Raw genomic sequence first — 11,586 nt, 5'->3', positions numbered from 1 at the left:
GTCGTGGGATCCTGCTGCGAAGGTGGAGGAGGTGCTGGTGCAGCTTGTGGTGCGGGCGCCGTCACTTGAGGTGCCGGGGTGGGGCGTGGAGGCACAACAGGTTCGGTCGAATCCGAAAGTGCCGCCTGCGTTTCGGTTGCGACGCGGGGTTCCAGTCGAATCAGCTGGGGGTTGATCTGGTTGGTCAGGCGTTCAGGTTCGCCCCTGGGGGTCGACGGGCCCAGCCATCCCATACCCGCCGCGAGCGCGAGCGCGTTCAGGATCAGCAGTGCGAAGAACAGCAGACGTAGTAGAGGCATTTATCGTTTGAAACGTGTACTTGCCCCGATTCTGAATGGCACGAGGATATCGCGCAACGTATTGGCTCTTAAACCCGCCAGTTCGCCGGCAGCCGAGGGCTCGTGTCAGCAGCGACAGCGAGTCCGCGGAGCACCAGGTGCTCGACTCGTCGCACTGGAATCGAAAGCAACGGTGCGAGTGCAGCAGAGGCCCCGCCCGCGAGCAGGCACACTGCGTCCGGGTTCGCGGCGATGCTGCGGAACATTCGTTCAATGGCGCCGATCTGGGCCTGGCGGCATCCGCTTACGATTGCGTCCATGGTGTTTCTCGGTCGAGCTTCGAAGCGCCCTTCGGCGAATGGCAGTTGAGCGGTATTGCCGGCCAGCGCCTGCCGCATGAGGTGTTCTCCGGGCAGGATGAGACCGCCCTGAAAGCGACCATCGGCATCGAGCAGATCTATGGTGGTTGCCGTTCCCGCGCACACCACGAGACAGGACGCGCGATGCAGCGCACGCGCGCCGACCAGGGCCGCCCAACGATCAGCGCCGAGTTGAGTCGGGTCTTCGTAGCCGTTGCTGACACCGCAGCATTCCGCTGAACTGTGGAACCATTCCGGTTCCAGGCCGATGCTGGCGAGTGCCCCGGTAATCGCGTCCTTGATCTTGTCGCCGGCCACGCTGACGCACACTGCTCGCGCGGGTTTCTGCTGACCCGTCGCCAGTTCCGCGAGCCGAGCCGCTTCGTCATGCTCGAGAACACCTTCAGCCAGCCAGATCGTGCCGTCTACCAGTGCCCACTTGATGCGCGTGTTGCCAGCATCGACGAGAAGCATCACAGGGCTGCCCTCAAGGAGACATCGCCTGCGATGATGCGGGTCCGTCCCTGGTCTGTATCGAGAAGCAGCGCGCCGTCTTCGTCGACGCCCGCGCAGATGCCAACGGTTTCGCATTGCTCGTCACGCACGCTTACCGGCAAGTCGGCAAACGCGTTGCGCTGTTGCCATTCGTCGCGCAGCGCGGCAAAACCCCCTTGCGTATAACGCTCCAGCCGATCATCCAGAGAAATGAGAATGCCGGCCAGGACGGTGCTTGCTTCGATCTTGCTGGTGGCGATCTCATCAGCCAGGGACGTGACCCCCGGTTGGTCCGGGATGTGCGTCCCGCTTGGGAGGGCGAGGTTCACACCGATGCCAATGACAGCGGCTGGTGTTCTTCCCCTCCCCGGGACAAGTTCGACGAGGATTCCCGCGATTTTCTTGCCAAACACCATGACGTCATTGGGCCATTTGAGCTGCACGCCTTCGACACCCAGTTTCTCCAGGGTGCATGCCACCGCCAGCCCGGCGACGAGCGACAGGCCGGCGGGGACCGTGGGTGACGGCGCGAAGCGCCACAAGCTGGAAAAAGTCAGGCTGAGACCGGGCCAGGCCTGCCAGGTCCGGCCGCGACGCCCTCTGCCGGCACGCTGGTGGTGCGCGACCAGAACATGCGTCCGACCGTCGTCTTCTGGCGGGAAATCCCTCAAGGCGCTGTTCGTCGAGTCACACTCTTCGACGACGACGATGGCGAAGCGCTCGACGCACGCGCCAAGCGCACGTGCCGTGCGGTCTGCGTCAGCTGCCAGAATAGTAGGTTCGATCAAGGCCAAGTTCGCGGCTCCGCATATCGGTGTTGGCGATTATCGCGGATTACGATGCGTTTCGGTGGCGCTGATCGTTGCCGACGGAGCCGCAGCGACTCGCAGCTTTTCGTGATCGCGATGATCGCCAAGGGCGGACAGACCGCTACAGCTCGTCTTCTCCGCCGTTGCGGTTCTCGTCCATGCCGAGTTCCTGGATCTTTCGCGTGATGGTGTTTCGTCCTATCCCAAGCAACTGCGCTGCCTCGATGCGTCGCCCTCCGGTCGCAGCGAGGGCGCGCTTGATCAGAGTGCGCTCGAAGGTGTGGGTGAGTTGCTCGAAAACCGCTCCGGGCGTGCTGGCGAGTAGCCGGTCGGTTTCTATGGCGAGGCTATCGGTCCATGCGGCTTGGGGAACGCTCTGTGGCTGCTCCTTCAACTCCGGTGGAAGATCGGCCACATCGACGACCTGGCCCGGGGCCATCACCGTCAGCCAGTGGCACAGATTCTCCAGTTGGCGCACGTTGCCGGGAAAGCTCAGACCCTGGAGAAACTTCAAGGCTGAATCGGAAATCCGCTTGGGCTCGACGCCCAGTTCCTTGGCGCTCTTCTGCAGAAATGAGCGGACGAGCAGTGGAATATCCTCGCGCCGTTCGCGTACCGGCGGCAAGCGCAGGCGAATCACGTTGAGGCGGTGGAAGAGGTCTTCGCGGAACATTCCCTGGCGGACGCGCTCCTCGAGGTCCTGGTGAGTCGCGGCAATGACTCTGACGTTGGCGCGGATCGACTGCTGCCCTCCGACGCGGTAGAAATGGCCGTCGGAGAGCACGCGCAACAAGCGCGTCTGCAGTTCGGCTGGCATGTCGCCGATCTCATCGAGAAACAGGGTGCCACCGTCGGCTTGTTCGAACCGACCCCGACGCAGCGCGGCCGCGCCGGTAAAAGCGCCGCGCTCGTGACCGAAAAGCTCGGATTCGAGCAGGTCGCGGGGTATCGCTGCGGTATTGATCGCAACAAATGGCGCGTCGCGACGCGGGCTGTGGCGGTGCAGGGCCCGCGCGACCAGTTCCTTGCCGCTGCCCGATTCGCCAGTGATGAGTACGGTCGCGTGTGATTGCGACAAACGTCCAATGGCGCGGAAGACCTCCTGCATCGCAGGCGCCTGGCCGAGTATTTCGGGTGCAAGTGTGGTTTGCAGGTCTGTGTTGCCACTCGGGGTGGTTTGCTCGAGGGCGCGCCGCACCAGTGCTACCGCCTGGTCCACATCGAAGGGTTTGGGAAGGTACTCGAAGGCCCCGCCCTGGAAAGCGGACACGGCACTGTCCAGGTCCGAGTAGGCGGTCATGATGATGACCGGAAGGTCCGGATGGGTCGTCTTGACGCGCTGAAGCAGATCGAGACCGCTCTCTCCGGGCATGCGGATGTCGGAGATCAGCACCCGCGGTGGCGCATCGCAGGAGGACAACGCGTCCAGCGCCTCCGTGGCGCTGCCGAAACTCTGGTAGGCGATGTTTTCTCGGCCGAGCGCCTTTTCGAGCACCCAGCGGATCGAACGGTCATCATCAACAATCCAGACAGTATTCATAACCATGCACTATGTTGGTGCGTGACTGCAGTGTCTCAGCCGCGCTCTGTGATCGGCAGAAGAATCGTGAAGCAGGTGCGGCCCGGGCGGCTGTCGACCTCGATCATGCCATGGTGTTGTTCGACAAAGCTCTGTGCCATCGACAGTCCCAGGCCGCTGCCGCCTTCGCGTCCCGATACAAGCGGGTAGAAGATCTTGTCGCGAATGTCCTCCGGGATGCCCGGGCCGTTGTCGATTACTTGCAATTCCAGTGCCAGCTTGAAACGACGTTTGGCCAGCGTGACTTGTCTTGCGATACGGGTGCGCAAGCGGATTTCGCCGTGACCGAGAAGCGCCTGAGCGGCGTTGCGGGTGATGTTGAGCACGGACTGGATGAGTTGCTCTCGATCGGCCGTGAGTTCGGGCAGGCTGGTGTCGTAGTCGCGTACGATCGTCACGTCCGGAAACTCGGCAAGCACGAGTCGGCGCACACGTTCGAGCACGTCGTGAATGTTGATCAGTCCAGGCCGCATCATGCTGTGCGAACTGAGCATGCGATTCATCAAGTCCTGTAACCGGTCGGCTTCGGCGATGATGACCTCGGTGTACTCGCGCAGATGCGGTTCGGTGAGTTCGCCTTCCAGCAACTGGGCAGAGCCGCGAATGCCGCCCAGCGGATTCTTGATCTCGTGCGCGAGATTGCGGATGAGTTCCCGGTTTGCCTGCTGCTGTTGCAGCAACTGCTCCTCGCGCGCGACCCGAAGCTGGGCGTCGAGTGGCCGGAACTCCAGCAGAAGGCTGACGCCGTCCGCCTCGGCGGGACTCACCGTGCAATCCAGGTGCAGTGGCTCTGCCATCGGCCGCTGTATCTTCAAATCCTGGCCGGTGTAGCTCCAGTTGGTGCGCAGGGCGTTCTCAAGTGCAGCTTCGAGGCCGTGTTGCTCGCCGAGCAAGTGTGTAAGCGGGCGGCCGATGAGCTTTCGCTGGCTGATCGCGAAAAGGTTCTCGGCGCTGGCATTGAGATAACGCACGATCTGCCGGTCGTCGACGAGCACGACGGCCGAAGAAAGTAGATCCAGCCCCGAGAAGGGGCCGCAGTGGGTCTGGTTTTTTGGGGCTCTTGCCATGCTCGTATGCCAGGTATTGTGGCCCAATATCAAGCAAGAACCAGACCACCGAGCGGCAGGCGCGGTGAAAGCCAGCCGGGATCAGCGCAGGCCGCGCATTTCTCTCTCGAGCGCCTCGATATTGCGCTGGTGCAGATCGACCTGATCGCGGAAGGGTTTGAGCCGCTCCTCGCGCTTGCCAAGATTGATGACAGCCCTTGGGCCCCGTTCGGTTTGCCGAATGATCCGGTCCTCGGGTGCGTCCCGCCCCTCTTCTTCAGCGAGCTTCTGCTGGGCTTCTTCGAGTGCGGTGCGTTCGCTGGCGAGCTCGCGCTCCAGGATCTGGCGGCGGGAGTCGTCCCGGCTGCGCTGCGCGTCCGGGCTGACGCGCGGGAAGGACGGTGAGGGCGTGGCGGCGGGGCGAGGTGCTGCCGAAGCCGGACGCTGCGGTGAGGCCGGTACGGTCGATATAGGCAGATCCGAACGCAGGCGTTCGCAGTTGCGGGCTGATGAGGGGTCGTTCGTGTAGGTGATCCCGCCTTCGGCATCAATGCACTTGTAGACGGTCGCAAACGCGGGGGTGCCGCTGAGCGCGGTCAGCAGCAGCGCGGCAATCAGAGCTGAGCGCATTGCCTTGCCTCTTGGTTGGTGGCGGGTTCTCTGTTTCATTCGATTCGATTAGAACACAAAAAAAGGGACGGGCATTGCCCGTCCCCTTCTAACGTTCGAGCCGCTCGAACGTTTACAGGCTGTAGTACATGTCGAACTCGACCGGGTGGGTCGTCATGCGCAGGCGATTGACGTCCTCCATCTTGAGCTCGATGTAGGCATCGATGAACTCATTGGAGAACACGCCACCGCGGGTCAGGAACTCGCGGTCAGCGTCGAGCGCCTCGAGGGCCTGATCGAGGCTGGTGCACACCGTCGGAATCTTCGCATCTTCTTCCGGCGGCAGGTCGTAGAGATTCTTGTCGGCCGGATCGCCCGGGTGGATCTTGTTCTGGATGCCGTCGAGACCCGCCATCATCAGCGCTGCGAAGCACAGATAGGGGTTGGCCATCGGATCCGGGAAGCGCGACTCGATGCGGCGGCCCTTCGGGTTTGCGACATAGGGGATGCGGATCGAGGCCGAGCGGTTGCGTGCCGAGTAAGCAAGCTTGGTCGGTGCCTCATAGTGCGGGACCAGCCGCTTGTAGGAGTTGGTGCTCGGGTTGGTGATCGCGTTCAGCGCGCGGGCGTGCTTGATGATGCCGCCGATGTAATACAGCGCGGTCTCCGAAAGACCGGCATAACCGTTGCCCGCGAACAGGTTCTGGCCGTCCTTCCAGATCGACTGGTGGACATGCATGCCGGAGCCGTTGTCGCCGACGATGGGTTTCGGCATGAAGGTTGCGGTCTTGCCGTACTGGTGTGCGACGTTGTGCACGATGTACTTCAGCACCTGAGTCCAGTCGGCACGCTTGGTGAGGGTGTTGAACCTGGTGCCGATCTCGCACTGTCCGGCGTTGGCGACTTCATGGTGATGTACTTCGACCGGTACGCCGCACGATTCCAGGGCGATCACCATGGCTGCACGGATGTCGTTCAGCGAATCGACCGGGGGCACCGGGAAGTAGCCACCCTTGACGCGCGGACGGTGGCCGGTGTTGCCGCCTTCGAACTTGTCGGCGGTGGACCAGGCGGCTTCTTCGGAGATGATCTTGCTGTAGACACCGGACATGTCAACCGACCACTCGACCGAGTCGAAGATGAAGAATTCGGGCTCCGGTCCGAAATATACGGTGTCACCGATTCCGGTGCTCTTCAGGTAGGCCTCGGCGCGCTTGGCGATCGAGCGGGGGTCGCGGTCGTAGCCCTTGCCGTCGGACGGTTCGATGACGTCGCAGGTCAGCACCAGCGTGGTTTCGTCGTAGAACGGGTCGATGTAGGCGGAGCCTGGTTCCGGCAACAGGATCATGTCGGAGGCCTGAATGCCCTTCCAGCCAGCGATGGAGGAGCCGTCGAACGGGTGGCCGTGCTCGAAGTGATCTTCTTCGAAGGCCGACACCGGCAGGCCGACGTGCTGCTCCTTGCCGCGTGTATCAGTAAAGCGAAGGTCCACGAAACGGACTTCGTTTTCCTGGATCATCTTCATGACTTCTTGAGCGTTCATATTCACTCCTGGTGATGTAGGGCAATTAGGGGCATTGACGGTCAAAGTCCCGCTGCGGAGATATAAGCAGAAGGTGTGCCAGTTTTTCCGGGCAGGGCTTTGCCGAAAAAACGCGCGAGCGGAGCGCTGATTCTTCGAGGCGTGACGGCTCGCGACGATTCGGTGCTGTGGGCTTCAGTCAGGGTTTGGAGAACAAGCGCTTCAGTTTGGGTCGCAAGGCAACAAGTGAATGCACTAACAAGGTGCGGTCATGTACTAGTTTGCACCGTCATGGTGCGACTTGCACGAAAAAGGTGACTGCGCGAAAACGGGGATCGGTTTCGAGCAGCCTTTCGGTGCGCTCTTTCAGTGCATCGGTTTCGCTTTGCGACAGGTGGGCTGCCGCGAGCATGACCTCAACCTCGATGCGGTGTCCGAGGTAGTGCACCTGGATACGGCGCAGGCTGGCGGTACGCGCCAGGATCTTCTCGATCACGGCGTGAATCTCGGCACGCTCGGGAGGCTGGCCGGGCGGCGGCGTCTGCAGGTCGCCGTCGTCCTCGGGATCGATGTGGACCAGCACGTCTTTTACTTCGGGGTGGGCTTCGCGAATCCGGAAGTAGACCGCATCCGAGATGCGATGCCCTTCGGATACGGTGATGTGCGGATCGACCTGTACGTGCGTGTCGCACAAGACCCGGTCAGCCATACGACGTGTCCGGATGTCGTGCACCCCGACCACGCCCGACGTGGCGCGTATCGTGTCGCCGATGCGTTCGACTGCTTCGTCGGGTAGTCCAGTGTCGACCAGCTCGCGCATCGCGCGCCATGCGAGGCGAAGACCCATGTTCAGGATCATGAATCCCACGACTGCAGCGGCCAGTGGTTCCAGAAAGGGGTAGCCTGCGAGGCTGCCGCCGATGCCTGCCGCAACAACCAGTGACGAGGCTGCATCGGACCGTGCGTGCCAGGCGTTGGCTTCCAGCAAGGGGGCCTTGAGACGTCGCGACGCGGCGAGCGTGAACCGGAAAAGGCCCTCTTTGGCGAGCAGCGTGACGCCGGCCATCCAGAGCGCTGCCTGGTGCACCGGCGCCGCGCTTTCCATGGCCTGAAGTCGCATGCCTGAACTCCACAGAAAGCCAAGCCCGACTGCTGCCAGGATCGTCCCCAGGATCAGCGTCGCAGCGGTCTCGAAACGTCCGTGGCCATACGGGTGCTCGCGGTCAGCAGGCTCGCCCCCCTTGCGGCCGGCTAGCAGAACCATTGCGTCCGTGAACAGGTCGGATAACGTGTGCACTGCGTCGGCAACGAGGCTGAACGCGTTTGCGAAGATTCCGACCACCATCTGCCCTAACACGAGCAGGCTGTTGGTCAGCACGGCGACCAGTGTCACCCGCTGGATGCTCCGCGCGCGCGCTCGTGCATCGGGTGGGGGAGGCGATGAGGCCGGAGCCTTCGGGGAATTCATCGTGGGCGGATGGTTGTATACTAATGAATCAACTCATTCTATCCGTATGCACATCATGGGCAAACTGAGCGATTTGCTGAATCTGGCGCGTGAGCGCGCCCAGATGCTGAACCTCCCCTATGCTGGCGCACTGACGCCGGCGGAGGCGAACGAGGTGTGGCAACTCGCCCCCGGCGCCAAGGTTGTCGACGTTCGTACCCGCGCCGAGCTCGACTGGGTGGGTCGCGTGCCCGGCGCCGTTGAGATCGAATGGATCACGTATCCGGGAAGCAAGCCAAACCCCTCGTTTTTGGCGCAGCTCCAACGCGAGGTCGATAGCGAGGCCCTCGTGATGTTCCTCTGTCGTTCGGGCGCGCGCTCCGACCATGCAGCCCGTGCCGCGACTGCGGCGGGTTATCTCGAGTCCTACAACATCCTCGAAGGCTTCGAGGGTGACAAGGACGCCGAAGGCCACCGCAACAGGATTGGTGGCTGGCGGCATGCCGGCCTGCCCTGGCAACAGAGTTGAACACTCCCGTGAAGCGAGAGGAATCGGGTTTCCGGCGTGTAAACCATGCAACCCCCGGCTGCATCCCGGACTCTTAGTCAACCACTCAGAAAGCAGAGATACAAGACAATGCAAGTCGCAAGCATCAGTTTCGACCGCTTCAACGTGCTCCAGGACCAGGAGGCGCAGGAACGCATCCGCGCAGCCCGTGCAAAGCTGGGAGATCGTGCGGTGCTGCTTTGCCATCACTACCAGCGGGCCGATGTCTACCAGCATGCCGATCTGACCGGTGATTCGCTCAAGCTTGCCCGGCTTGCATCGCAGACCGAATCCGAGTTCATTGTCTTCTGTGGCGTGCATTTCATGGCCGAAGTGGCCGACATGCTGTCCAAACCTCATCAGATCTCGATCCTGCCAGACCTCGCGGCCGGCTGCTCTATGGCCGACATGGCGAACCTTGCCAAGGTCACCCGTTGCTGGCGTGAGCTCACCGAAGTGCTCGAGACGCCGGACGACATCATCACGCCGGTGACCTACATCAACTCGGCCGCCGACCTCAAGGCCTTTTGCGGTGAGCATGGCGGCATCGTTTGCACTTCGACCAACGCACCGACGATTCTCGATTGGGCGTTCGAGCGACGCGAGAAGGTCTTGTTCTTCCCGGATCAGCATCTTGGTCGCTGGACCGGTTTCAAGAAGAGCATCCCGCTCGAAGACATGGTCGTGTGGGATCCCGATCTGGAATACGGGGGCCTTACGCCGGAGCAGATCCGCAAGGCGAAGATCCTGCTGTGGAAAGGGCACTGCTCGGTGCACCAGATGTTCCAGGAGAGCCACATCCGCCGCTGGCGCATGCAGCATCCCGATGGCCTGGTCATTTCCCACCCGGAGAGCAATCTCGACGTCTGCCGCAATTCGGACTACGTCGGCTCCACCGAATACATCATCAACACCATCAAGGCCGCGCCTGAGGGCACGCAGTGGCTGGTAGGCACCGAGCTCAACCTGGTCAATCGTCTGGCCGAGGAAATGAAGCCCGAGGGCAAGACGGTGCAGTTCATGGCGCCGACCGTGTGCATGTGCTCGACGATGCAGCGCATCGACCCCCAGCACCTCGCCTGGACCTTGGAAAACCTCGTCGAGGGCAAGGTGGTCAACCAGATCAGGGTGCCCGAACATGAGGCTGAGCTCGCACGGCTCGCGCTCCAGCGCATGCTGGAAGTGTCCTGAGTCTTTCGGGTGAGCGAAACGAACAGGCCCGCGCCGGTACTGGCGCGGGCCTGTTCGTTTGTGCGGCAGGCGGCTGTTCAGCTGCGAATGAAGGCGGCGATCAGCGGATCGGCTTTGAGCCGCTCGAGCTCGGTCTCATCCGGCAGCTGAGGTCGGTCGCGTTCGACGTTCACCATGCACAGAAAGCCGAGGTGGTTGTCGTCAGCTGCACGGAACTGGTGCCAGGTCATCGGTGGGATGTGGACAAGGTCATGTTCACCGACGGAACAAACCGTCTCGCCCACCAAACAGGCGCCGCGGCCTCGCAGAATCATTACCGCATGTTCGTGTTCATGACGTTCCAGGGTGGAGTGCCCGCCAGCAGCGATCTCGAAGTAACGTAGCTCGCAGCCGAGTCCGTCGGTGCGAAACAGCAGTTGTCGGCTGATGTCGCGGAACGGGGCGGAGCCCTCGGGCTTGTAGTCCAGCCGCTCCACCTGCTGCCAGCTGCCGTCCGGCAATGCCTTGCGAATGGATGAATCGTCCTTCATGACCTCAACCTCTGTGTTCGCATAGTGCAACCCGCTGCACAAAGGCGCTCGCGGCGGCGCGGGTGTCCTCGGCCTCGAGCAGCGCGCCGCCGATGAGCAGCATCACGTCACGGCCGTAGAACTCCACCAGCTCTTCGACCCGGTCGGGGTGCATCCCTCCGGCCGGTACCGGCACGCTGGAAGCGAGACCCGCCCAGGCGGTACGCGCAGTGCGAGCAATGTCGCGGCAAAGCGCTGGCGCGAAGCTGAAGCGGCCGCCATGGTTGGGGTAGATCACCGCGTCTGCACCGAAGAGGCGGAAGAGCTTACCCAGCAGCAGCGTCGGCGAAATCCGGGCAGCGCCAGCCAGCGCCGGGTGAGCAAGAATCGGCACCCCCTCGTCGGCCAGTTCCTGCAGTGCTCCGCATCCGGAGATCATTGGAGCGATGAGCAGGGCGCCGACACCAAGCTCTCTTGCAACCGTCAGTTGCTTGCGCTGGCGCGCCGGACCGCCAGTGAGGCTGGGCGCATAGAGTGTCCTGTGGCCGCTTGCACGGTTCGCGGCATCTACCGCCTCTTGCACCGCGGCCACGCGCTGGGCGAACGGAGTGCTGTGCTGGTCGGCCAGGCCGTGGTCGTCCTTGATGATGTCGATGCCGGCCTCGGCGAACTGGCCGGCTAGTTCGGCGAGCTCCTCTACCGTGCTGCCCTGCGGTTTGAGTGCGGTGCAGGTCAATGGTCGTTTGCCGGCGCCGACCAGCCGGCGAAGTCCGTCCAGTCCGAAGCGCGGACCGCCGAAGCGGGAGGCGGCCTGCACCTCGAGATCGACGTCGAGCAACGTAAGATCCGGGTGCAGGGAACTGTTGCCGAACAACATGTTCATCATCTGGCCGGCTTCGAAGCCGGTGGTTTCCAGGGCGAGGCTGATCGTCACCAGAAAGTGATCCGGCCCGTCTGCGACGATTTGCTCCACCCTGCCCAGCACCTCAGCGCTGACACGGTGGTTGCGCACCGCATGGGGCGGCATCTCGATGCTCTGTTCGACCGCGATGGCACGGGCGCGGGCTTCGATCTCTCCGGCGGAGCCTGCAACCCGATACACGACCTGCATTCTGTTCATGTGGAATTTGGTATATATGAAACATTGGAGCGTGATTATAGCGGGCGCCTCAGCGCCCCACGTTTCCGGAGTCCA

General features: G+C 62.5%; 11 protein-coding genes and 1 pseudogene. 2 read left to right on the top strand and 10 right to left on the bottom strand.

Going from position 1 to position 11,586, the window contains the following annotated elements:
- From GPA21_RS20615 to GPA21_RS08255, 8 genes and pseudogenes are all read right to left on the bottom strand, one after another.
- A pseudogene (locus GPA21_RS20615) lies at positions 1-299 on the bottom strand (SPOR domain-containing protein); the annotation flags it as partial.
- 68 nt (positions 300-367) lie between these two features.
- Positions 368-1,114 carry a type III pantothenate kinase gene (locus tag GPA21_RS08285; protein ID WP_168987735.1) on the bottom strand — a complete coding sequence of 249 codons (747 nt, stop codon included), beginning with the start codon at positions 1,112-1,114 and terminating at the stop codon, positions 368-370.
- Positions 1,111-1,926 carry a biotin--[acetyl-CoA-carboxylase] ligase gene (locus tag GPA21_RS08280; RefSeq protein WP_168987734.1) on the bottom strand — a complete coding sequence of 272 codons (816 nt, stop codon included), beginning with the start codon at positions 1,924-1,926 and terminating at the stop codon, positions 1,111-1,113. The genes GPA21_RS08285 and GPA21_RS08280 overlap by 4 nt, the downstream gene beginning before the upstream one ends.
- Positions 1,927-2,062: 136 nt before the next feature.
- Positions 2,063-3,481: a nitrogen regulation protein NR(I) gene (ntrC, locus tag GPA21_RS08275; protein WP_168987733.1), complete on the bottom strand. Its 1,419-nt coding sequence runs from the start codon at positions 3,479-3,481 to the stop codon at positions 2,063-2,065.
- Positions 3,482-3,516: 35 nt separating this feature from the next.
- A complete protein-coding gene (glnL, locus tag GPA21_RS08270) occupies positions 3,517-4,587 on the bottom strand; it encodes a nitrogen regulation protein NR(II) (RefSeq protein ID WP_168987732.1) in 1,071 nt (356 codons plus the stop codon).
- Positions 4,588-4,668: 81 nt separating this feature from the next.
- Complete coding sequence (locus GPA21_RS08265; RefSeq protein WP_168987731.1) at positions 4,669-5,196, bottom strand: DUF4124 domain-containing protein; 528 nt, start codon at positions 5,194-5,196, stop codon at positions 4,669-4,671.
- Between the two features lie 112 nt (positions 5,197-5,308).
- Complete coding sequence (gene glnA / locus GPA21_RS08260) at positions 5,309-6,718, bottom strand: type I glutamate--ammonia ligase (RefSeq protein WP_168987730.1); 1,410 nt, start codon at positions 6,716-6,718, stop codon at positions 5,309-5,311.
- Positions 6,719-6,986: 268 nt separating this feature from the next.
- The gene (locus GPA21_RS08255; RefSeq protein WP_168987729.1) at positions 6,987-8,165 is read right to left on the bottom strand and encodes a cation diffusion facilitator family transporter; all 1,179 of its coding nucleotides are present in this window, start codon (positions 8,163-8,165) and stop codon (positions 6,987-6,989) included.
- 55 nt (positions 8,166-8,220) lie between these two features.
- Between GPA21_RS08255 and GPA21_RS08250 the strand changes: the two genes are divergently transcribed.
- Positions 8,221-8,673 (top strand): rhodanese-like domain-containing protein, encoded by a 453-nt coding sequence (locus GPA21_RS08250; protein WP_168987728.1) that lies wholly within the window; start codon positions 8,221-8,223, stop codon positions 8,671-8,673.
- A 108-nt stretch (positions 8,674-8,781) separates the two neighbouring features.
- Complete coding sequence (gene nadA / locus GPA21_RS08245) at positions 8,782-9,882, top strand: quinolinate synthase NadA (RefSeq protein WP_168987727.1); 1,101 nt, start codon at positions 8,782-8,784, stop codon at positions 9,880-9,882.
- 77 nt (positions 9,883-9,959) lie between these two features.
- Here the strand turns inward: nadA and GPA21_RS08240 are convergent, their stop codons facing one another.
- Positions 9,960-10,412: a cupin domain-containing protein gene (locus GPA21_RS08240; RefSeq protein WP_168987726.1), complete on the bottom strand. Its 453-nt coding sequence runs from the start codon at positions 10,410-10,412 to the stop codon at positions 9,960-9,962.
- 4 nt (positions 10,413-10,416) lie between these two features.
- Positions 10,417-11,511, bottom strand: a complete 1,095-nt coding sequence (locus GPA21_RS08235; protein WP_168987725.1) for a RuBisCO large subunit C-terminal-like domain-containing protein — start codon at positions 11,509-11,511, stop codon at positions 10,417-10,419.
- Between the last annotated feature and the right edge of the window lie 75 nt (positions 11,512-11,586).

This window comes from Azoarcus taiwanensis (genome assembly GCF_012910885.1).
GTDB lineage: Bacteria > Pseudomonadota > Gammaproteobacteria > Burkholderiales > Rhodocyclaceae > Azoarcus_F > Azoarcus_F taiwanensis.
This window is presented reverse-complemented; position numbering and strand designations above follow the sequence as displayed.